The following is a 20,727-nucleotide window of genomic DNA, read 5'->3' as shown; positions in this document are numbered from 1 at the left end:
ATGGAGAAATTATTAAACATATTGTGAAAAATAAGGAAGAAGAAAAGGCATCGCTTCCTTCTAAGCCAAATAAGCCAACATCGAATGGAGAAGTGAAACCTTCCGCTGATGTGAAGCCGATGCAACAACCTAGTACTCATAATGAAGTGCGATTACCAGCTACAGGCGGCGTCGGCAATGAATTTACGGTTTTATCCGTTTTAGGACTTGTTTTTATTATTGCTGGTGCTTATGTGTTAAGGATGAAAAATAGAAAAGAAATGTAGAAAAAAAACGCCTTGTAATAGAGGCGTTTTTTTAATATCTCAACTTCATCAACAAACTCTTAATTTCCTCATCTTCCATAAAGAGATCATGGTGTTTCTGGGTAATCTTTGCAAGTGCAACGTCGTGATAGAAAAATTCTGTAAAGAACTTTACGAAAGGTTGTGACATTGTTTTCATTGCTTGCCATGACTCTTGCTCTACACCAGCAAATAAAATTTCGCGGTCGTCAACGATGAGTAGTAAATAGCGCTCTAATGCGTTAGGTTCTTCAGCTGGAATTAGAAAATGCATGTTTTCTAAATTCGTTTCTACTTCTCCAACTATAAGAGATTCAATTTGGACGGCTTGTTTTGCTTTTTCTTCTAGTAACGGAAGATATTCTAAAAGAGTATCGTTCCAAGCTGAAATGCGAATCGATTCTTTTGCGCTTTCGATGAGCTCTTTACTTTGAACGCGAATAGAAGATTGCATTTTTAAGCTCCACACACGGTCATCTGTAAATGATTTTTTTGATATAGTTGTCTCTAATTCTTTAATATTAGATTGGAATTCTGTCGTTAATTTTTCAATTGCTAGTTTGAGTGGTAATGCTGTGTACAGCTTTTTCTTTTCTGAAACAGAATCCATTACCATTCCTTTATCGATCAGGCGTGCTAGCACTTCATATATTTTGGCTTTTGGCACACCAGAATGCTTCACAATCGTTGTAGCATCTAATGGTTCGTTGCTTGATACGACAACTTCATAAGCTTGGCTTTCATATTGTGAGAAACCGAATTTTTGTAACATAGTTACCTCCGAACGAATGAGATTATATAGTTTAAGGATAATGAACTATTTGTTTTTACACAAGTGGTAGTAGGTTTCTAATGGGATTGAGTTGAGAATTAATTTCAATTTTTTAATTTTATCCATTATACTTAATATAGTGATTAATATGATTACAATACAACGAGAAGGGGATGCGTTGGGGAAGATGTTGAGAAGTTTACGTTTAAAAATTGCAGTAGTATTTTCAGTACTTATTTCAATGATGTTCGTAATTTTAGGTACAGCTATGTATCAATTACAGAAAGAGAAGGAAGTGAGCTCCTTAGACCAGTATTCTCAAAATACGATGGATCTTGTGACAGAGCAGTTAACTGCATTTATGCAGCGAATTGAAGAGGATATGGGGCATTATGGAAGTCATGATGATATTCAAAACATGTTACAAGATGGAGTGACTCCAGAAGAAGAGAGCTTTATTTTAAAAGAGTTTTCAAGATTTAAAAAGAACCATCCTGACATTTTAGACGTATACATTGGAACGAAAGATAAAAAAACGTTGAGTGCAAATCTTGCTGACGGAGGAAAAGTACCAGAAGGGTATGATCCAACGAGTCGTCAGTGGTATAAAGCATCAGAATCTGATACAAAATCGATTATTTGGGGGCAACCACAATATGAAATCGCGACAGGTAAGTTAAGTATTGGAGTTTCAAAAGCTATTGTCGGACAGGATGGCTCTGTTTTAGGGGTAGTAGCAATGGATGTATCACTAGGAACAATCCAAAAGCTACTCCATAATATTCAATATAATAATGGCGGAGAAATGTTTATCGTAAATGATAAAAATATTGCTATTGTATATCCAGGGCAAGTAGGAAAAGATGTTTCAAAAGAATCACTTGTAAAAAGTTTAAATAAAGATGAAACAAAATTTGCAGTGACGACATTAGGAGGGAACGATGTAGTAGCCTATAGTCAACTGTTTGATAAGATGAAATGGAAAATTGGGATTGTTTATCCGAAGGACACGATTGATGGGCTATTAAATAGTACGAGAAATACAGTCCTTATAATGGCATGTATTAGCTTATTCGTTGGAATTGTAGCCTCATACTTGTTCTCAAGAAGATTAGCAAGACCGCTGCAACTATTAACGAATCACGTTCAAAAAGTAGCAGAAGGTGATTTAACGTTGCAAATGAAAGTGACAAGTAAGGATGAAGTTGGAGAGCTGACGAACCATTTTAATCATATGGTTGAGCAAATGAATGAAATGGTAAGCAAAATTAAAAATAGTGTATCAACCGTGCAACAATCAACGAGTAATCTACATTATTTAACGAATGAGACTGTAGCAGCTAGTAGAGAAGTGTCAGGTGCAATGGATGACGTGAGCGGAGGAGCTTCTACGCTTGCTAATAGTGTAGATGAAGTTTCAGAGCAGCTCGAGAATATGGCGCAGTCAGTGGAACAAATGAATAACTCTGTTGGTGAAATAAAAGGTGTGGCTGGCAAAGCTGAAGAGGCATCTAAGCAAGGATTAAATACGATGCGTAATTTAGTTCGTACGAGGGGCCAATCCTCTTCGATTGTTGTTCATACAGAGGAAGCATCCGGAAAGTTAGAGCAAAGGGTTGGATCGATTCAAAATGTTGTAGAGCTTATAAAAGGCATTTCGGATCAAACGAATTTACTTGCTTTAAATGCTTCAATCGAGGCGGCACGTGCAGGTGAACAAGGTAAGGGCTTTGCTGTTGTTGCGGAAGAGGTTCGAAAATTAGCGGAACAATCAAAAGAAGCAACAGTAGAAATTGCGACGATGATTGGTGATGTACAAGTAGAGGTAAGAAGAGTTGTAGAAGTTGTAAGTAAATTGAAAGACATTGCGGATATACAAAATAATGTTACGACAGAAGCAGAGGCGGAATTCCGTACCATTATGTCAGTTGTAAATACAATTAGTACTTCAGTGGAACAAATTGTAGAAGAGGTACATAACATCGGTCACGAGCAAGGAGAAATTACAGCGGTCATGCATACAATTGCTGGTACGAGTCAAGAAAGCGCAGCGGTTTCGGAAGAGGTAAATGCTGCAACTGAATCACAAGTGAATCATCTAGAAAAGGTAGCTCATACGATGGAAAGCTTGACGGAGCATATGAGAGACTTAGAAAGATTAGTTGAGCAGTTTAAAATAGAGGAATAACAAATTAGTAAAATGATGCGTATTTCGGTAAAATAGACAATGGATATATAAGAAGCAAGTATAGGAGGAAGACTACTATGGCAATTGTTGACGTATCGATTATTCCAGTAGGAACAGGTAATCCAAGTGTGAGTGAATATGTAGCAGAAGTACAAAAGGTGCTAGAGAAAAACTCAGATCGTGTGAAGTATCAATTAACACCAATGAATACAATTATTGAAGGAGATCTTCCTGTCATTCTAGAAGTAATTCAACAAATGCATGAAGTTCCATATGCGAAAGGTGCGCAGCGCGTTGCGACAACAATTCGTATCGATGATCGTCGTGATAAAGTAAGCACAATGGAGAAGAAATTAAACTCTGTTCGATCAAAATTATAAAGAAAAGCAGCGATCTTCGCTGCTTTTTTCATATAGGAGGTAGATAAGATGAGTGAAAAGTTTAACGAACAATTTGACGGGTTGTTAGAGAAATACACGGAACTATTACTTGGAGAGAGCAATGAAGAGAGAAAAGAACAGGTACAGAAGTGGGCGCTGTATTCTTACATAGCGAAGACGATGCCGGCTTTAGTGAAGCATTGGAATGAGACTTATCCCGATGCGAAAGAAGAGATGGTGCAGTTAATTACACATATTAAAAGGCTGAATGAAGAGAAGAGAAATGAGCAATAAAAAAACTTGGGGTAAATATAATCTCAAGTTTTCTGTATTAATATCCTCATATAATTTACATGGAATATAAAGGGTTTTATAGGCATGTCGAATATTTTCGGCATGCCTATTTTGTGCCTATTAAACTCTATTTTTCTAAATGTCGAAAAATATTTCAGGCATATTTATAAGCGAGAATATAGGTTTTTAAATGTTTTTATAGTATTTTATAAATTATCTAAATAATTATTTGTATCCAATAATTTTAAACAATGATATAATTTCGAAGAGGGGTAAAAAACAGATAAATTAAGTCATAGGGGTGAATTACATGGAACAATTAATGCGAAATTCGTTTCTTTTCTTATCTAAAAATAAAGCGCTAACAAAACTGGCTAAAAAGTACGGTTTACGCTTTGGTGCAGGTCGCTTTGTCGCAGGGGAGACAATTGAATTAGCGACAGCAGCTATTAAACAATTAAACAAGCAAGGACTTTGCGTAACAATCGATTATTTAGGGGAATTCGTTGATAATGAAGCGGAAGCAAATGAAATGGCTAACCAATCGATTGAAGCAATCCGTGCAATTGGAAGAGAAGGTCTTGATTCGCAACTTTCTTTAAAGATGACTTCTATGGGGCTAGATATCTCTGATGAAATCGTAATGAACAATATGCGCCGCATTTTAGAAGCTGCAAAAGAAAATGGTGTGTTCGTTACAATTGATATGGAAGATTATACACGCTGCGGAAAAACAATTGATATCTTTAAACAGTTAAAGTCTGAGTACGATAATATTGGTACTGTTATTCAAGCTTACCTATATCGTACCGAAAAAGATATTGAGGACTTAAATGCTTATAATCCTAATTTACGTCTTGTAAAAGGGGCTTATAAAGAACCTGAAGAGGTGGCGTTCCCGGACAAGAAAGATGTAGATGACAATTATAAAAAGATTATTAAAATGCACTTATTAAATGGAAATTATACTGCAATTGCTTCACATGACGAAGCGATTATTGAATATACAAAAAAACTTGCCGAAGAACACAACATTCCAAGGGATCAATTTGAATTCCAGATGTTATACGGTATTCGTAATGAGCGTCAACTGGAGCTAGTAAAAGAAGGTTACAAAATGCGTGTTTACGTACCTTATGGAAACGACTGGTATGGATACTTTATGCGTCGCCTAGCAGAGCGTCCAGCAAACGTTGCATTCGTATTAAAAGGTATGGTTAAAAAATAACCAAGGAGAAAATACTCCTTGGTTATTTTAATTGCTGAAATGCGTAATGTGCCATTTTCTTCGTATCAGGATACAGTTGCTTGCGAGTAGAAGATAATACAACATTAATGACACGTTTACCGTCTTTCTCATCCACTGTTACGACTGTATATTTTCCGAGTGCTGATAGACCGCTTTTACTTCCAATTGCATATGGATCGTCATATAGTTCTTCTCGTCCATAGTTTGCAATCTTTGGAGAGCGTTCTGAAGTATGTAGAGTTGTACGCGTTGAATTCATATATTCTAAAACAACTGGGTACTTTAATGCTTCTTTCGTAATTATAGCAATGTCATATGGTGATACTTTGTTTCCTAGTGCATCAGCACCACTTGCGTTTTTGAAAGTCGCATGCTTTGTACCAAGTTCCTTCGCTCTAGCATTCATCATTTTTACAAATTCATTTTTTGATCCTGCAATATGTTCTGCAATGGATTCAGCTATTGGATCTGCACTAATGATAAGCATCAGTTTTAATGCCTCATCACGTTTTAACTTTTCCCCAGCACGAAGTTTAATTTTCTTACTTTGGCTTTCTGTTTTAATTGCGTTTTCTGTAACTGTAATTTCTTCATCTTCTTTTACATTCTCTAGTAAAAGAAGGGTTGTCATCATTTTGGCTATACTAGCCGGATAAGAGCGTTCGTCTTCTCGTTTCCCATACAAAATTTCACCTGTGTCTGCATCAATTGTAATGCCGTATTGCCCAGTGATGCTAGGTTGATCAGCTCTTACAGCTTGTTGTCTTTGTGCGTAAGAGAAGAAAATCATCCCTGTAAATAGTGTGGCAATCATTACAATCATAACTATTGTTCGTTTCATTATAATTCCCTCATTTGTTACAAATAAATTGGGCAGAAAAAGCAGCCATTACCCATTATGCCACGTTCTCTGCCCAAAAATATAGCGTTATTTTTCGCCCATATTATGCTTCTTATATTGTTGATTATTACCTTGACGTCCTTTTTCCACGCCTTGATCAGTTGGGCCAGCGTTTCCTGTCACACTTGCTGCGCTAATTCCAGCCTTTGAAGGGTTCTTCTTAAGTTTTGCCATATATATTCCTCCAGTTTCGTCAGATTATAAAAAGGGAAAGTGTATTTTAGTGAAGAAAATACATATATAGCATGGGCAAATAAAAGAAATATATTTATTTCAGAAAATTTTATCAATAAATATATTGCGAAAATTTAAACAGTATCATATATTTATTAGTAGAGGCTCACTCATTGATTGCGACTTATGTCGAAAAATTGAATGAGCATTCATTCAAGAATAGGGGGAGAATTGGATGTTCCAAATTAAAAAGGCTGCTGTTCTAGGGTCAGGCGTAATGGGTTCAGGAATTGCGGCACACTTAGCTAATATTGGTATTCCGACATTATTACTTGATATTGTACCACCTGCGCTTACGAAAGAAGAAGAAGCGAAGGGACTTACATTAGAACATAAAAGTGTGAGAAATCGTTTTAGTAATACGGCACTACAAAAACTATTAAAGCAAAAACCAGCTCCTCTGACAGTGAAAGGAAATTTAGCACTGATTGAAGCAGGTAACTTAGAAGATGACCTTGAGCGTCTAGCTGATGTAGATTGGATTATTGAAGTAGTAGTTGAAAACTTAGATATTAAAAAGAAACTATTTGAAAAAGTAGATGCTGTTCGTAAACCGGGTTCTATCGTAAGCTCGAATACGTCAGGCATTTCAGTTGAAAAAATGGCAGAAGGTCGTTCAGACGACTTCCAGAAACACTTCTTAGGCACACACTTTTTTAACCCACCACGATATTTAAAACTTCTAGAGGTAATACCGACGAAAGAAACTGATCCACAAGTATTAAGCTTCATGAAACTATTTGGCGAAGACGTTCTTGGAAAAGGCGTTGTTATCGCAAAAGACACACCAAACTTTATTGGAAACCGCATCGGTACGTACGGTTTATTAGTAACTCTTCAAGAGATGGTAAAACGCGGCTATAGCATTGGGGAAGTTGATTCAGTAACAGGCCCACTTATTGGTCGTCCGAAGAGCGCAACATTCCGTACATTAGATGTTGTCGGTTTAGATACATTCGTACACGTTGCAAATAACGTATATGAAAACGTACAAGAAGAAGAGCGCGATGTATTTAAAGTACCAGCTTTCATGCATGACATGCTTGATAAAAAATGGCTTGGAAGCAAAACAGGTCAAGGCTTCTTCTTAAAACAAGGAAAAGAAATTTTAGAATTAAATCCAGAAACGATGGAGTACGAAGCTCGTAAAAAATTAAAAGCTGCATCGATCGAGTTAAGTAAACAAGAAAAAGGTTTATCGAATAAATTGAAAGCGCTTGTATACGCGAAAGACCGCGCAGGAGAGTTGTTATGGAATATCATCACACCAACTCTTTTATACTCTGCAAAACTGCATAAAGAAATTGCTGACGATATCGTTGCAATTGACCAAGCGATGAAGTGGGGCTTCGGCTGGGAGCAAGGACCGTTTGAAGTTTGGGATGCCATCGGCGTTGAAAAGTCCGTTCAAAAGATGGAAGAAAACGGCGTAGTTGTTCCGGCTTGGGTGAAAGAAATGTTAGAGAAAGGTTTCACTACTTTCTACAAACATGATAACGGAGATAGCTACTATTACGATAATGGCGAATATAAGCTAATCGAACGTAATAAAAAGGCAATTTCTCTTAAGCAATTAAAAGCGAAAAATGGCGTATTAAAGAAAAATAGCGGAGCGAGCTTAATTGATTTAGGAGACGGCATCCTTTGCTTAGAATTCCATTCGAAGAGCAATGCGATCGGTATGGATATTACGCAAATGATTAACTACGCTGTTGATGAAGTAGAAAAGAATTATAAAGGTCTTGTTATCGGTAACCAATCGAAGAACTTCTGCGTTGGTGCGAACTTAGCAATGATCTTAATGGAAGCACAAGACGACAACTACTTTGAAATTGAGTTAGTTGTGAAAAATTTCCAAGATGCAATGACGAAAATTAAATACTCTTCTAAGCCAGTTGTAGCAGCACCATATGGTATGACGCTTGGCGGAGGTACAGAAGTTTGCTTACCAGCAGCGAGCATTCAAGCTTCTAGTGAAACGTATATGGGCTTAGTAGAAGTTGGTGTTGGCTTAATCCCTGGCGGAGGCGGTAATAAAGAGCTATACATTAAACACTTAAATAAAATGGCAAATGGCGTAGAGTTCGATCTACAAAAAGTTGCAAATAAAGTGTTCGAAACAGTCGCAATGGCGAAAGTTTCCACTTCAGGACAAGAAGCAGTTTCTCATAACTTCTTAGGTGATAAAGACGGTATTAGTGTGAATGGTGATCACTTACTATACGATGCGAAACAGAAAGCACTTGCTTTATATGAAGCTGGTTATAAAGCGCCGATTCGTAAAAAGATACCGGTTGTTGGTGAAACAGGATATGCAACTCTTGCACTTGGTGCAGAAGCAATGCATTTATCTGGTTACATTTCAGAGTACGATCTTCACATTGCGAAGAAACTTGCATATGTCATCGCGGGCGGAAAAGTGCCGTATGGAACAGAAGTTGATGAGCAGTATTTATTAGATGTAGAACGTGAAGCATTTATTAGCTTAGTAAGTGAGATGAAATCACAAGCAAGAATGCAGCACATGCTTGTAAAAGGAAAGCCATTACGTAACTAATAACGAGGGGAGATATCGTTCATGAGAGAAGCTGTCATTGTTGCGGGAGCAAGAACACCAATTGGAAAAGCAAAGAGGGGTTCATTAAAAACAGTTCGTCCTGACGATCTAGGGGCGTTAGTAGTAAAGGAAACGTTAAAGCGTGCGAATTATGAAGGACCAATCGATGATTTAATTTTCGGTTGTGCGATGCCAGAAGCAGAGCAAGGTTTAAATATGGCTCGTAATATCGGCGGATTAGCAGGACTTTCTTACGATGTTCCAGCTATTACAATTAACCGTTACTGTTCTTCAGGTTTACAAAGTATCGCTTACGGAGCAGAGCGCATTATGCTTGGTCACTCGGAAGCGGTATTATCAGGCGGAGCGGAATCAATGAGTTTAGTTCCAATGATGGGACACGTTGTTCGCCCAAATAGTCGCCTTGTAGAAGCAGCTCCAGAATATTATATGGGTATGGGACATACAGCAGAGCAAGTTGCTGTGAAATATGGAATTTCTCGTGAAGAGCAAGATGCATTTGCAGTAAGAAGTCATCAACGTGCTGCGAAAGCATTAGCTGCAGGAAACTTTGCTGATGAAACAGTACCTGTAGATGTAACGTTACGTACTGTTGGATCAAATAACAAACTGCAAGAAGAAACAATCATTTTCGCACAAGACGAAGGTGTAAGAGCAGAAACAACGCTAGACATTTTAGGTAAATTACGTCCAGCATTTAACGTTCGCGGTTCTGTAACAGCTGGTAACTCTTCACAAATGAGTGATGGTGCAGCATCTGTATTATTAATGGACCGTGAAAAAGCAGTGAGCGATGGTATGAAGCCACTTGCGAAATTCCGTTCATTTGCAGTAGCGGGTGTACCACCAGAAGTAATGGGAATTGGCCCAATCGCAGCAATTCCGAAAGCATTAAAACTAGCTGGCTTAGAGCTATCTGATATCGGCCTATTCGAACTAAATGAAGCATTCGCTTCACAATCGATCCAAGTTATTCGTGAACTTGGTTTAGATGAAGAAAAAGTAAACGTAAACGGCGGTGCAATCGCACTTGGACATCCACTTGGCTGTACAGGAGCAAAACTAACACTATCTCTTATTCACGAAATGAAACGCCGCAACGAACAATTCGGTATCGTAACAATGTGTATCGGCGGCGGAATGGGAGCAGCGGGAGTGTTTGAATTACTATAAAAAAAGTGCAGGTGGCTCGTTCAGAACAGGAGGGCGTTGGAAGCCCTGACGAAGAGGCGCTTTTGCCTCACAGGAAGGGGTGAAACGACCGACTGTTCTAGCCACCGGAACTGGATTATGAAAAAAAGTGGAAGCGGCTCGCTTAGAATGTGAGGGGGATGGCGCTTCAGACGTAGAGGCGTTCTTTGCCTCGCAGGAAGAAGTGAAGCCACCGAATATTCTAGCCGCTGGAACTGGATTAAAAAAAAGTGGAAGCGGCTCGCTCAGAACGAGACGTCACCAATGCAAAGAATGGAAGCAACAAAGGTTTATAAAAAATAAACGGGAGAGCCAGCTTCTTTCGAAATGAAAGAAGCGGCTTATGAAAATATGAAGGAGGAAATTTTCATGGAAAAAACAGTAGGAAATGCGGTTAAAGGCGGTAGCTTTTTAGTAGATGAGATTACGATTGATCAAGTGTTTACGCCAGAAGATTTTTCATCTGAGCATAAAATGATTGCAAAAACGACAGAGGACTTTATCGTAAATGAAGTTCTTCCAGAGCTTGAATATTTAGAGCAACATGAGTTTGATCGCTCTGTTCGTCTTTTAAAAGAAGCTGGGGAACTTGGTTTATTAGGCGCTGACGTACCAGAAGAGTACGGCGGAATTGGTCTTGATAAAGTAAGCTCAGCGTTAATCGCAGAGAAATTCTCTCGCGCTGGTGGCTTTGCAATTACTCACGGTGCTCACGTAGGTATCGGATCTTTACCAATCGTATTATTCGGTAACGAAGAGCAAAAGAAAAAGTATTTACCATTACTTGCAACTGGTGAAAAATTAGCGGCATACGCATTAACAGAGCCAGGTTCAGGATCGGACGCATTAGGTGCAAAAACAACGGCGCGTTTAAATGCAGAAGGTACACATTACGTATTAAATGGTGAAAAACAGTGGATTACAAACTCTGCATTCGCTGACGTATTTATCGTATATGCAAAAATCGATGGAGAGCACTTCTCAGCATTTATCGTAGAGAAAGACTATGCTGGTGTATCTACAAGCCCAGAAGAAAAGAAAATGGGTATTAAATGTTCTTCAACTCGTACGTTAATTTTAGAAGATGCGTTAGTACCGAAAGAAAACTTACTTGGTGAAATCGGTAAAGGTCATATTATCGCATTCAACATTTTAAATATCGGTCGTTATAAATTAGGTGTTGGTACAGTTGGATCTGCGAAACGTGCAGTAGAAATTTCAGCACAATATGCAAACCAACGTCAACAGTTCAAACAACCAATCGCTCGCTTCCCATTAATTCAAGAGAAACTTGCGAATATGGCAGCGAAAACATATGCAGCTGAAAGCTCTGTATATCGTACAGTAGGCTTATTTGAAAGTCGCATGAGCACATTATCTGAAGAAGAAGTAAAAGACGGTAAAGCAGTAGCAGCTTCTATCGCTGAATATGCAATCGAGTGTTCTTTAAACAAAGTATTCGGTTCTGAAGTACTAGACTATACAGTAGATGAAGGTGTTCAAATTCACGGTGGTTACGGATTTATGGCAGAGTACGAGATTGAAAGAATGTACCGCGATTCTCGTATTAACCGTATTTTCGAAGGAACGAATGAAATTAACCGCCTAATCGTACCAGGTACGTTCTTACGTAAAGCGATGAAAGGTGAATTACCACTTCTTCAAAAAGCACAAAAATTACAAGAAGAGTTAATGATGATGATGCCAGAAGAAGTAGGCGATGAGCCATTAGCACTTCAAAAATATTTAGTAAATAACGCGAAGAAAATCGGCTTAATGGTAGCTGGATTAGCTGCTCAAAAATACGGTAAAGCATTAGACAAAGAACAAGAAATTCTTGTGAATATCGCTGACATCGTAAGCAACCTATACGCAATGGAGTCAGCTGTTCTTCGTACAGAAAAAGCAATTAAAACAACTGGTCTTGAAAAGAATAAACAAAAAGTGTTATACACTGAAGTATTCTGCCAAGAAGCATTTAACGAAATCGAAGCAGATGCGAAAGAAACACTTATCGCAGTTGAAAACGGCGACATGCTACGCATGATGTTATCATCATTACGTAAATTAACTCGTCACACACCACTTAACGTAATTCCGAAGAAACGTGAAATCGCAGCGAAAATTTTAGAAGATGAGCGTTACACAGTTTAATATCTTTAAAGAACAGTAGTCGTATAAACGACTACTGTTCTTTTTTTTGAAAAAAAAGAAATTTTTAGTGACATAAAACTAATGCCATTAGTATAATGAAACTAATAGTATTAGTTTTCGTGAAAAGGGAGATGGGAATATGAGAATGATGCATGAAAAAACGGTATATCAATTGTCATTTTTGCCAAGAGTGTTTCCTGTGAATTGTTACTTTATAGAAGAAGAAGATGGTTTAACTTTAATTGATGCTGCTTTGCCATATAGCGCAAAAGGAATTTTACAGTCGGCTGAGAAAATAGGAAAACCAATTACGAATATTGTATTAACACATGCGCATGATGATCACATCGGTGCATTAGACGCATTAAAGGAAGTGCTTCCTCATGTTCCAGTCTATATTTCTAAGAGGGACGCAAAGCTGTTAGAAGGAGATACGACGTTACAAAAGGATGAACCGAATATACCGATAAAAGGCGGTGTACCCAAAAAAGTAAAGACGGTACCTGATGTTTTATTGGAAGATGGCGACCGAGTTGGATCGCTTCTTGCGATTATGACACCGGGACATACGCCAGGCTCCATGTCGTTTCTTGATGTACGAAATAAAGCTCTTATTGTTGGGGATGCATTCCAAACGAGAGGAGGTACGGCTGTTTCGGGACAAATGAAATTTTGGTTTCCGTTTCCAGCGATGGCAACGTGGAGTAAAGAAATATCATTACAAAGTGCAGAGAAGTTAAGAGAATATGAGCCGTCCTTGCTTGCGGCAGGGCATGGGAAAATGATAAACGATCCAGGGGCTGTCATAGAGCTTGCTATTAAGGAAGCGAAGCGGAATATAGAAAGTAGAAAAGAGGGGTAATTTATGTCACCGAGAATCGGACTTACATTACAGAAAATTGTAGAAACAGCAGCAGAAATTGCAGATGCAAATGGAATACAAGAAGTAACGTTAGCTTCACTAGCACAAACATTAGGGGTACGTTCCCCCTCGCTATACAATCATGTGAAAGGCTTACAAGATGTACGGAAACATCTTGGTATTTACGGAATCAAACAGCTGTATAACAGACTGGAAGAAGCGACCGAGGGTAAACGGATGGATGAAGCAATTCATGCTTTAGGAGAAGCGTATGTAACATTCGTACGTAAACATCCTGGACTGTATGAAGCAACTTTTTTACGAGATGAAGAAGTAAGAAGAGCAGGTGACGGAATTGTAAAGCTTTGTCTTCAAGTTTTACAACAGTACGGCTTAGAAGGAGAAAATGCACTTCATGCGACGCGTGGATTCAGAAGTATTTGTCATGGATTTGCATCGATTGAACAGCAGGGTGGATTTGGTTTGCCGTTAGATTTGGATATAAGTTTACATGTATTGTTGGAAACGTTTATTAAAGGATTACGTGAATAAGAAGCGAGACAAACAAAAACCTTAGAAGTGATTCTAAGGTTTTTAGTGCATATGATTTGAATAGAACGGTAGGCTTTTTCTCATTACATGATATTATTTTGCAGGTTTGAAAAATGTGCATATAGCTAAGGACAGGCAAACGAAAATAAATGCAATAGGATCTTGATATGGACTAGGCTCAGAGCCCTTCTGGATTTCTGTAAGGAAGTCGTGGGTTTTCATGTTCATTGCTCCTTTAACTATTAAGTTTTATATGATGCGAGGTTTATGGTGAATAGGAAGTGTTTTTTGAAATTTCATATAATAATTATTGCATAGCAATTCTATTCCTAAAACTATAAAATATAAAGTTTTTATAATATGTAAAATTGCATATTATTCTTTTTGTAAAATTTGTTATATTATCTTTATATTTAAATTAAAGGATTTTAATGATATAAATGAGAATAACTGGAGGGATACTGTGAGTAAAACAGTGTTAGAAGCGTATAGTGCGGAAAGAAAAATAGAGAATATAACATATAAAAATCTATTTGTAATGATAGCAATGATTATAGGGATTTCACTCCTAGGAGGATTATTCCTTGGTTTAGCCTTTGGGATTTATGGAGAAGAAGCATTAAGTACTAAATTAGAAGGATATTATTTGCTCTTATTCGATGCATCTGTTGTTGCTATCGTTTTATTAGCTTATAAACCGGTTCTTCATTTTATTAAATCTATTTGGGATTTATCCGTTTTGAAGAGTGGGAAGACATATTTATATCTATTAAGTGGTTTTATTATCATTGCAGTATCACAATATTTAATGTTACATGTATTTAGTTTTGAAAGTGCAGCAGAACAAAAGGAACAATTAGGGAGTTTAGGGCTTCAAAATAGCATACAAAGTATTATATATGTGTTAAGTGTTGCTATCATTACACCGGTTAAAGAAGAAATTCTATTTCGAGGTATTTTATATCGATTTTTAGAAAAGAGATATAATTTTTTAGTTAGTATCATGATTTCTTCCTTCGTTTTTGGAATTCTTCATGGAGGTCTTCTAATTACGGCAACGATTATGGGAATGGTATTTGCAATGTTATACAAAAAGACACAATCTATTATACCTAGTATTATTTTACATATTGTATGGAACTTACTTGTGAGTATAAGTATGATTGTATCTCTATAAAAATAAATACATAACCAGTATAAAAGATGAATGGCTTAGCTATTCATCTTTTATTTTGTATGCACGTGAAAAAGTTAATTTATGTATACAATCAAAAAATAGCTAAATACTAACAGTGAACGAATAAAGAAAGGTAGGAGTATTCTATGCAAAATTTAACAGAGCTTGAAGTAGAAAACTTACGTCATTTAATTGGTGGACATGCAACAATTATTAACAAGTTGGAGCAGTATGCACAGACGTGTACGGATCCACAACTGAAACAAATGCTACAAAAAGATGCGCAAGATGCACGAAATACGAAACAACAATTAATGACTTTCTTAGGATAGGAGGAAGCGAAAGATGAATGAAAAAGATATGGTAAATGATTATTTAGCAGGATTAAATGCAAGTTTAACAAGTTATGCAAATTATATCGCTCAGTCTGATAATGAACAGTTACACCAAACGTTAATTCAAATTCGTAATCAGGATGAGATGCGTCAACGTAATATGTATGAGTATGCAAAGCAAAAGAGTTATTACAAGCCAGCAGCACCTGCGAATCCGATGATTGTACAACAATTAAAAAGCCAATTAAGTGCGGAATAACAGAAAAAAGAAAACGAGCGAATCTATTCGCTCGTTTTCTTTTTGTATATGTCAATAAATACATAATAAATATTTTTCCAGTTGTAACAAATATGACGAAAATGGAATATAACAATTCACAAAAAGGACAAAACATTGCTCAATATTTCACAAAGTATCCATGGTTTATATCGTGGGAATCTCTATAATTAGGAGTGTAAAGAACAAAAGAAATAGATTATATAATCAATTAGGAGAGATTGCTATGAAACGAAATACAAGAAAAATTGCAATTATCGGTACTGGATTAGTTGGATCAAGTTGTGCATATTCCATTGTGAATCAAGGCATTTGCGAAGAGCTATTATTAATTGATATAAATCATGAACGTGCAGTTGGGGAAGCGATGGATTTATCACACTGCATTAACTTTACAAATACAAGAACAAAAGTATATGCAGGAAGCTATGAAGACTGCAAAGATATGGATATTGTTATTATTACAGCAGGACCAGCACCAAAGCCAGGGCAAAGTCGCTTAGATACTTTAGGAGCGAGTGCGAAGATTATGGAAAGTGTTGTTGGTGGCGTAATGGAAAGTGGATTTGACGGTATTTTCTTACTTGCATCGAACCCAGTTGATATTATTACATATCAAGTGTGGAAATTATCTGGATTACCTAGAAATCGTGTAATCGGTACTGGTACTTCACTAGATTCTTCTCGCTTACGAACAATTTTATCTGAAATGTTACATGTAGATCCTCGTAGTATTCACGGGTATTCATTAGGGGAACATGGTGATTCTCAAATGGTTGCTTGGTCACACGTAACTGTTGGTGGAAAACCAATTCTGCAGATTTTAGAAGAGAAAAAAGATCAATTTGGTGAAATAGATTTAGATGAAATCGTTGAGAAGACTGCGAAAGCTGGATGGGAAATTTATAAACGTAAAGGAACTACTTATTACGGAATCGGAAATTCTCTAGCATATATTGCAAACTCAATCTTTAACGATGATCATCGTGTCATTGCTGTATCAGCTATTTTAGATGGTGAGTATGGTGAATATGATATTTGTACAGGAGTACCAGCTATTATTACTAGAGATGGTATAAGAGAAATTGTAGAACTAAATTTAACAGAGGATGAAGAATCTCGATTCGCAAAATCAAATGACATTTTACGTGATTATATGAAAACAATTGGCTACTAACTTATAGGAGAAGGTGAAACAAATGAAGGAATATATAATGTCTCGTGTATTTAAAGCATCAGCTGGAATCGCACAAGGTATTTTCGTATCCCTTGGAATTGGTTTACTAATCGAAAATATAGGAAGAATTGTTGATATTCCGTTGCTTATTACAATCGGAGTTGTTGCAAAATCACTTATGGCACCAGCCATTGGTGCCGGAATTGCTTTTATGCTCGGTGCAAATGGCCTTGTAATCTTCTCGGCTATGGTAGCTGGAGCGATTGGTGCCGGATCCATTTCAATTACTGAAGCAGGTCTAATTATTAAAACAGGTGAGCCAATCGGAGCATTATTAACAGCGACTTTAGCTGTATATATTGGTAAACGTTTAAGCGGAAAAACTGCGTTAGATATGATGCTCGTTCCATTTGCCGCAATATTAGGTTCTGGTTTAGTCGGTATTTGGTTATCTCATAATATTACTCCCGTTTTAAATACAGTTGGAGCATTCATTAAAGATAGCTCAGCTGGTAGCCCGTTCATCGCTTCTATCGTTATTGCGGTAGTTTGGGGACTATTACTTATCTCCCCAGCTTCATCAGCTGCGTTAGCGATTGCACTTAGCTTAGACGGTGTTGCAGGTGGTGCTGCTCTTGCAGGCTGCGTTGCTCAGTTTATCGGATTCTCTGTTATCTCAGCGAAAGAAAATAATTTAGGCGGCATATTAGCTCAAGCACTTTGTACTCCGAAAGTACAGTTGCCAAATATCACTAAAAACCCAATGATTCTCGTCCCAACTGTTGTCGCCAGTGCGATAGTTGGTCCAGTATCTGCATTAATTTTCCAACTGGAAGCGGGAAAAGAAATTGCAGGTCTTGGATTAAGTTCCCTTATCGCACCAATTAATTTAATTTCCAGCGAAGGATGGGAAGTTGTCCCAGCGATGGTAATCACTTATATCGTCATTCCAGTAGCTGTTTCTTATATACTTTACATTGCTCTTAAAAAAGCAGGTCGTATTCACTCTGGTGATATGACTGTACCGCAATCTTAAATTGAAAATCTCCTTTTATATAGAGAAAAGCAGACTGAGAAGCCACAGTCTGCTTTTTACATTTTTTGATTTTGTTTTACTGGAACACGTACTGTTTCTTTTGCTAATAAAAGTTGGACGCCGAAGTAAAGTATGCTTGCAAGAGTCATTCCAGAAATGGCGTCTACAAATGCATGTTGCTTCGTAAATAGCGTTGATAAAATAATAAGCGTACCGAAGAAGGTAAGGATGTAATATTCAAAAGCATGTTGTTCTCTACGTTTAAAGGCAGCTAGCATAATGACAAATGTAGTCAGAACGTGAATGCTTGGGAAACAATTTACTGGTTGATCGATACTATAAATATAGCGGACTAGTTCGGAAAACACGTCTGATCCAACAACGGTTGGGCGTGGTACAGTTGTCTGCCAAAAATAATAAATGGAAAAACAAGCAAGTTTTCCAAGAATGATACTACTTAAAGTGACATAATATTGCTTTCGATCTGCAAAGCAGTAATAAATAAGTGCGCCGTATAAGTAAGGAAACCAAAGTAAATAAGGAATAATAAATGCTTTCACAAATGGAATCCAATCATCTACTACAGTTGTGACATCTACTGCGTGTACAGTCGATTTATTTAATACATCGTAAAGGGGACTTACGAGTACGAGTAGAAGTATATAACTTAACGGAAGAAAAGATGAAAGTTTAAATTTCTTCATGATAATCTCCTATGTTTAGTAATGTAAGTAAATTCAATTGATTATAATATAGAAACGCAATTTGGGCTATCGATTTTACTTACATTTTCTTGAATGAACCTTACGTTTTTGTCACTTGACTGAAAAGAAGGGGAGGGTGCTAAATGAAGCGTTTATCGTGTTTATTAGTTTTTATATTGATATGCCTAGTTGGTGCTGGGTGTGCAAAGGATAAAGAAGGAGAGAAATTAGAATATAACGGAAGAGCACTCGTAATTGGAATTGTTGGAGAAAAACCAAAGGATACGTTTAGGAATATAAAATTTGAGGAAATGAAGTTAGAGGAACTGGAAAAGAAATCTAAGGAAGTAGATGGTTTTCTCATAATGAAAGCTCACTTTCAAGAAGCCTCAACAGAGCAATATAAAAATGTATTTTCATCACTAAAGAAACCAGTATTTTTTATCGGTTTACAAGATAAATCATATTCGATTTTTATTACAAAAGGGATAGAGTATAACAGTGCCCGAAAAGATGTAAATGCGATGTATACGCAAGGGTTTGCAAATATCGGAAGTGGTGAAGGACAACAATGGGCAGTTGGTTTATCTAATGGCGGAAATACAGAAGAAAGTATTCATAATATGTATATCGTCGTATTTCAAACAATTGCAGATTATTTGAATAGGTGAGGAAGAAGCCTGTGAATTAGGCTTCTTATTTTTGGGTAGAAGCTAAAAGAGAAGCTAGTTTAAGTATGGCAAATGCAGAAGTTGCTGCTAAAATAGATAAAAATGGATTTAAACTTGGGGAGGAGGCCTCTTTAGCAAAATATGAAGCGGGTATAGATATCATGATTTACATCTTGTTGGTTCAGCCTCACTTGGACAAGTCGGTAGTTCACTAAAGGTAAGTTCAAGTGAATTTAAAGTTAATTTCCCTTGGGGACCTGGAGCTAGTCCTGTGGGTACAGGTGTTGACGTAGAGATAAAGTAAAAAGGAGTATCTTGTATGACTTTAAAAAGTTTGAAAAAAATTTTAACAATTCTATTTGTTATTTGTTTTTTTGGTACTATTATTTTTACAATGTTTGATGCTACATATAATTTAAAAGAAAAAATAATCTTTTCATTAATATATTTAATTACAGTTCCTATTAGTTTTTTAATTTTATATAAAATAGGTAAATTTTTCATTAAATAAAGAGTTAAATTAAAATAGAGAAAGATACATTACTTCCGATTGGTTCAGTTGTGAGGTTTAAAACATGGGAACAAACATTGATGATATATGGTAGAAAACAAGGGAATTCAAAAACTAAGAAAACTTGGGATTATGTAGCTTGTTATTATCCTATCGGAAATATTTCAACTGAATATAATATGTTTTTTTATCATGAATATATATCAGAGGTGATTTTTACTGGATATATAAATGGAGTTGCGTGAAGATTTAAAATGGAATTATATTTTTTTGTATATAAATAGAGGATGTTTATTGTGAGAATAAGGTGGAATGATGTTGAAAACTATTAAAAATACATTATTATTTGTTCTATGTTTGATGGTTCTTAGTGGTTGTTTTACAAGAGAGGGAACGATTGTTGGTGGTAAGGTTCATGGTTCTTCAGATAGCGTATCTGGTAGTATATCGGGGGACTATAGGAAATTTACTGGATCTGCAACTCAAGATAGAAAAGTTAAAAAAGGGGAGAATTGGATCTTTTCTTTTACTGATAAAACTAAACAAGGAACTATAATTGCTTATGTTGTAGATTCAAATGATAATACTATACTAGAATTTAATAGTGGCGAAGGTAAAAAAAGCATTAAAGTATCTAAGGATGATACATATAAGGTTAAAATTAAAACGGAAGATCATGGTGGAGAATTTCGAATATCATGGGAAAAAGAAAGATAGTTTTTAAAATTATAATGCCTGTTTGAAAAAGTAGAGGATGAATATTATGTTCTTAGGATTCGAATACCTTCCAAAGAGATGGGGAAAAAGGAAAGTTTCAGAAAAGTTTCAGCAAGCAAAATTTGCTGATGAAGGAAAAGGGATTTTGATTATTACTTATGCTATCGATTTATATGTTATATCTATTCCTTTAAAAGTAAAGAAATATAATTCACTTTAATTTGTATTGAATATAGAAGTGATTATGCTATGAAAGTCATGTGTATACATGGCTTTTTCTTTGCAGTAATTTCTTTAACATCATGGAATACTCTCACTATTACGGCCAAAATCGTTATTTCCTTTTATCTGTACGTCTTTGTTATGTGAAGTATTTCCAGGTTTTTTGACTAGGCTGAACTGGTTAAATAAACGTTTGTTTAAGATGTATGTTCGGTAGGAAGAAACTGATACAGCTCAAGGGTTAACAAAGAAAAAAGGGGA

General features: G+C 36.5%; 25 protein-coding genes. 21 read left to right on the top strand and 4 right to left on the bottom strand.

Annotation, left to right across the window (positions count from 1 at the left end):
- On the top strand, window positions 1–266 hold a 266-nt coding region (locus MR079_RS22830), incomplete at its 5' end, for an LPXTG cell wall anchor domain-containing protein (RefSeq protein WP_242294689.1).
- Between the two features lie 31 nt (window positions 267–297).
- Here the strand turns inward: MR079_RS22830 and MR079_RS22825 are convergent.
- The gene (locus MR079_RS22825; protein WP_016718846.1) at window positions 298–1,056 is read right to left on the bottom strand and encodes a TrmB family transcriptional regulator; all 759 of its coding nucleotides are present in this window, start codon (window positions 1,054–1,056) and stop codon (window positions 298–300) included.
- A 187-nt stretch (window positions 1,057–1,243) separates the two neighbouring features.
- Here MR079_RS22825 and MR079_RS22820 point away from each other — a divergent pair, with 187 nt between their 5' ends.
- From MR079_RS22820 to MR079_RS22805, 4 genes are all read left to right on the top strand, one after another.
- Window positions 1,244–3,244, top strand: a complete 2,001-nt coding sequence (locus MR079_RS22820) for a methyl-accepting chemotaxis protein (protein WP_139868640.1) — start codon at window positions 1,244–1,246, stop codon at window positions 3,242–3,244.
- A gap of 77 nt (window positions 3,245–3,321) precedes the next feature.
- The gene (locus tag MR079_RS22815) at window positions 3,322–3,624 is read left to right on the top strand and encodes an MTH1187 family thiamine-binding protein (RefSeq protein WP_001018866.1); all 303 of its coding nucleotides are present in this window, start codon (window positions 3,322–3,324) and stop codon (window positions 3,622–3,624) included.
- Between the two features lie 48 nt (window positions 3,625–3,672).
- On the top strand, window positions 3,673–3,918 hold the full coding sequence (locus MR079_RS22810) for a YusU family protein (RefSeq protein ID WP_001290596.1): 246 nt from the start codon (window positions 3,673–3,675) through the stop codon (window positions 3,916–3,918).
- A 310-nt stretch (window positions 3,919–4,228) separates the two neighbouring features.
- Window positions 4,229–5,146, top strand: coding sequence for a proline dehydrogenase family protein (locus tag MR079_RS22805; RefSeq protein ID WP_000436772.1), 918 nt, complete (start codon window positions 4,229–4,231; stop codon window positions 5,144–5,146).
- 22 nt (window positions 5,147–5,168) lie between these two features.
- Here the strand turns inward: MR079_RS22805 and MR079_RS22800 are convergent, their stop codons facing one another.
- On the bottom strand, window positions 5,169–6,008 hold the full coding sequence (locus MR079_RS22800) for a D-alanyl-D-alanine carboxypeptidase family protein (protein ID WP_000831472.1): 840 nt from the start codon (window positions 6,006–6,008) through the stop codon (window positions 5,169–5,171).
- A gap of 87 nt (window positions 6,009–6,095) precedes the next feature.
- Window positions 6,096–6,242, bottom strand: a complete 147-nt coding sequence (locus MR079_RS22795; protein WP_236803902.1) for a YuzL family protein — start codon at window positions 6,240–6,242, stop codon at window positions 6,096–6,098.
- A gap of 235 nt (window positions 6,243–6,477) precedes the next feature.
- Here MR079_RS22795 and MR079_RS22790 point away from each other — a divergent pair, with 235 nt between their 5' ends.
- The 10 genes from MR079_RS22790 to MR079_RS22745 all read left to right on the top strand — a co-directional run bounded on the left by MR079_RS22790 (window position 6,478) and on the right by MR079_RS22745 (window position 17,641).
- Window positions 6,478–8,859, top strand: a complete 2,382-nt coding sequence (locus tag MR079_RS22790; RefSeq protein ID WP_139868247.1) for a 3-hydroxyacyl-CoA dehydrogenase/enoyl-CoA hydratase family protein — start codon at window positions 6,478–6,480, stop codon at window positions 8,857–8,859.
- A 21-nt stretch (window positions 8,860–8,880) separates the two neighbouring features.
- On the top strand, window positions 8,881–10,053 hold the full coding sequence (locus MR079_RS22785; RefSeq protein ID WP_044791031.1) for an acetyl-CoA C-acetyltransferase: 1,173 nt from the start codon (window positions 8,881–8,883) through the stop codon (window positions 10,051–10,053).
- 387 nt (window positions 10,054–10,440) lie between these two features.
- Window positions 10,441–12,225 (top strand): acyl-CoA dehydrogenase family protein, encoded by a 1,785-nt coding sequence (locus tag MR079_RS22780; RefSeq protein ID WP_000416278.1) that lies wholly within the window; start codon window positions 10,441–10,443, stop codon window positions 12,223–12,225.
- A 139-nt stretch (window positions 12,226–12,364) separates the two neighbouring features.
- Complete coding sequence (locus MR079_RS22775; RefSeq protein WP_139868243.1) at window positions 12,365–13,087, top strand: MBL fold metallo-hydrolase; 723 nt, start codon at window positions 12,365–12,367, stop codon at window positions 13,085–13,087.
- A 3-nt stretch (window positions 13,088–13,090) separates the two neighbouring features.
- Window positions 13,091–13,639 (top strand): TetR/AcrR family transcriptional regulator, encoded by a 549-nt coding sequence (locus MR079_RS22770; protein ID WP_139868241.1) that lies wholly within the window; start codon window positions 13,091–13,093, stop codon window positions 13,637–13,639.
- 463 nt (window positions 13,640–14,102) lie between these two features.
- The gene (locus MR079_RS22765; RefSeq protein WP_139868239.1) at window positions 14,103–14,816 is read left to right on the top strand and encodes a CPBP family intramembrane glutamic endopeptidase; all 714 of its coding nucleotides are present in this window, start codon (window positions 14,103–14,105) and stop codon (window positions 14,814–14,816) included.
- Window positions 14,817–14,962: 146 nt separating this feature from the next.
- Entirely contained in the window at window positions 14,963–15,148 is a 186-nt protein-coding gene (locus tag MR079_RS22760) for a hypothetical protein (protein WP_001180555.1), read from the top strand.
- A gap of 13 nt (window positions 15,149–15,161) precedes the next feature.
- On the top strand, window positions 15,162–15,410 hold the full coding sequence (locus tag MR079_RS22755; RefSeq protein WP_001002987.1) for a spore coat protein: 249 nt from the start codon (window positions 15,162–15,164) through the stop codon (window positions 15,408–15,410).
- Window positions 15,411–15,654: 244 nt separating this feature from the next.
- Window positions 15,655–16,605 (top strand): L-lactate dehydrogenase, encoded by a 951-nt coding sequence (locus MR079_RS22750; RefSeq protein ID WP_406846487.1) that lies wholly within the window; start codon window positions 15,655–15,657, stop codon window positions 16,603–16,605.
- A gap of 22 nt (window positions 16,606–16,627) precedes the next feature.
- Window positions 16,628–17,641, top strand: a complete 1,014-nt coding sequence (locus tag MR079_RS22745; RefSeq protein WP_000666177.1) for a PTS sugar transporter subunit IIC — start codon at window positions 16,628–16,630, stop codon at window positions 17,639–17,641.
- A gap of 56 nt (window positions 17,642–17,697) precedes the next feature.
- Here the strand turns inward: MR079_RS22745 and MR079_RS22740 are convergent, their stop codons facing one another.
- A complete protein-coding gene (locus tag MR079_RS22740) occupies window positions 17,698–18,345 on the bottom strand; it encodes a phosphatase PAP2 family protein (RefSeq protein ID WP_000713765.1) in 648 nt (215 codons plus the stop codon).
- A gap of 143 nt (window positions 18,346–18,488) precedes the next feature.
- On the opposite strand from MR079_RS22740, the gene MR079_RS22735 reads away from it, so the two are divergent.
- The 6 genes from MR079_RS22735 (at window position 18,489) to MR079_RS22710 (ending at window position 20,464) form a co-directional block, all read left to right on the top strand.
- The gene (locus MR079_RS22735; protein WP_139868237.1) at window positions 18,489–19,016 is read left to right on the top strand and encodes a hypothetical protein; all 528 of its coding nucleotides are present in this window, start codon (window positions 18,489–18,491) and stop codon (window positions 19,014–19,016) included.
- Window positions 19,017–19,081: 65 nt separating this feature from the next.
- The gene (locus tag MR079_RS22730; RefSeq protein WP_240795805.1) at window positions 19,082–19,231 is read left to right on the top strand and encodes a hypothetical protein; all 150 of its coding nucleotides are present in this window, start codon (window positions 19,082–19,084) and stop codon (window positions 19,229–19,231) included.
- 104 nt (window positions 19,232–19,335) lie between these two features.
- A complete protein-coding gene (locus MR079_RS22725) occupies window positions 19,336–19,527 on the top strand; it encodes a hypothetical protein (RefSeq protein WP_139868235.1) in 192 nt (63 codons plus the stop codon).
- A gap of 8 nt (window positions 19,528–19,535) precedes the next feature.
- A complete protein-coding gene (locus tag MR079_RS29245; RefSeq protein WP_139868638.1) occupies window positions 19,536–19,772 on the top strand; it encodes a DUF4176 domain-containing protein in 237 nt (78 codons plus the stop codon).
- 70 nt (window positions 19,773–19,842) lie between these two features.
- Entirely contained in the window at window positions 19,843–20,244 is a 402-nt protein-coding gene (locus tag MR079_RS22715; protein ID WP_139868233.1) for a hypothetical protein, read from the top strand.
- Window positions 20,245–20,290: 46 nt separating this feature from the next.
- A complete protein-coding gene (locus MR079_RS22710) occupies window positions 20,291–20,464 on the top strand; it encodes a hypothetical protein (RefSeq protein WP_167496967.1) in 174 nt (57 codons plus the stop codon).
- Window positions 20,465–20,727: the final 263 nt, after the last annotated feature.

Origin of the sequence: Bacillus cereus group sp. BfR-BA-01381, from assembly GCF_022663555.1 — a bacterium.
Taxonomy (GTDB): domain Bacteria; phylum Bacillota; class Bacilli; order Bacillales; family Bacillaceae_G; genus Bacillus_A; species Bacillus_A pacificus.
The sequence above is the reverse complement of the archived record's forward strand: the minus strand, read 5'-3'. Positions and strand labels throughout refer to the sequence as shown.

Excerpts from the sequence above, each read along its gene's own strand:
- MR079_RS22825 (WP_016718846.1), bottom strand. The coding sequence starts at position 1,056 with ATGTTACAAAAATTCGGTTTCTCACAATATGAAAGCCAAGCTTATGAA.
- MR079_RS22820 (WP_139868640.1), top strand. The coding sequence starts at position 1,244 with ATGTTGAGAAGTTTACGTTTAAAAATTGCAGTAGTATTTTCAGTACTT.
- MR079_RS22815 (WP_001018866.1), top strand. The coding sequence starts at position 3,322 with ATGGCAATTGTTGACGTATCGATTATTCCAGTAGGAACAGGTAATCCA.
- MR079_RS22810 (WP_001290596.1), top strand. The coding sequence starts at position 3,673 with ATGAGTGAAAAGTTTAACGAACAATTTGACGGGTTGTTAGAGAAATAC.
- MR079_RS22805 (WP_000436772.1), top strand. The coding sequence starts at position 4,229 with ATGGAACAATTAATGCGAAATTCGTTTCTTTTCTTATCTAAAAATAAA.
- MR079_RS22800 (WP_000831472.1), bottom strand. The coding sequence starts at position 6,008 with ATGAAACGAACAATAGTTATGATTGTAATGATTGCCACACTATTTACA.
- MR079_RS22795 (WP_236803902.1), bottom strand. The coding sequence starts at position 6,242 with ATGGCAAAACTTAAGAAGAACCCTTCAAAGGCTGGAATTAGCGCAGCA.
- MR079_RS22790 (WP_139868247.1), top strand. The coding sequence starts at position 6,478 with ATGTTCCAAATTAAAAAGGCTGCTGTTCTAGGGTCAGGCGTAATGGGT.
- MR079_RS22785 (WP_044791031.1), top strand. The coding sequence starts at position 8,881 with ATGAGAGAAGCTGTCATTGTTGCGGGAGCAAGAACACCAATTGGAAAA.
- MR079_RS22780 (WP_000416278.1), top strand. The coding sequence starts at position 10,441 with ATGGAAAAAACAGTAGGAAATGCGGTTAAAGGCGGTAGCTTTTTAGTA.
- MR079_RS22775 (WP_139868243.1), top strand. The coding sequence starts at position 12,365 with ATGAGAATGATGCATGAAAAAACGGTATATCAATTGTCATTTTTGCCA.
- MR079_RS22770 (WP_139868241.1), top strand. The coding sequence starts at position 13,091 with ATGTCACCGAGAATCGGACTTACATTACAGAAAATTGTAGAAACAGCA.
- MR079_RS22760 (WP_001180555.1), top strand. The coding sequence starts at position 14,963 with ATGCAAAATTTAACAGAGCTTGAAGTAGAAAACTTACGTCATTTAATT.
- MR079_RS22755 (WP_001002987.1), top strand. The coding sequence starts at position 15,162 with ATGAATGAAAAAGATATGGTAAATGATTATTTAGCAGGATTAAATGCA.
- MR079_RS22750 (WP_406846487.1), top strand. The coding sequence starts at position 15,655 with ATGAAACGAAATACAAGAAAAATTGCAATTATCGGTACTGGATTAGTT.
- MR079_RS22745 (WP_000666177.1), top strand. The coding sequence starts at position 16,628 with ATGAAGGAATATATAATGTCTCGTGTATTTAAAGCATCAGCTGGAATC.
- MR079_RS22740 (WP_000713765.1), bottom strand. The coding sequence starts at position 18,345 with ATGAAGAAATTTAAACTTTCATCTTTTCTTCCGTTAAGTTATATACTT.
- MR079_RS22735 (WP_139868237.1), top strand. The coding sequence starts at position 18,489 with ATGAAGCGTTTATCGTGTTTATTAGTTTTTATATTGATATGCCTAGTT.
- MR079_RS22730 (WP_240795805.1), top strand. The coding sequence starts at position 19,082 with ATGGCAAATGCAGAAGTTGCTGCTAAAATAGATAAAAATGGATTTAAA.
- MR079_RS22725 (WP_139868235.1), top strand. The coding sequence starts at position 19,336 with ATGACTTTAAAAAGTTTGAAAAAAATTTTAACAATTCTATTTGTTATT.
- MR079_RS22715 (WP_139868233.1), top strand. The coding sequence starts at position 19,843 with ATGTTGAAAACTATTAAAAATACATTATTATTTGTTCTATGTTTGATG.
- MR079_RS22710 (WP_167496967.1), top strand. The coding sequence starts at position 20,291 with ATGTTCTTAGGATTCGAATACCTTCCAAAGAGATGGGGAAAAAGGAAA.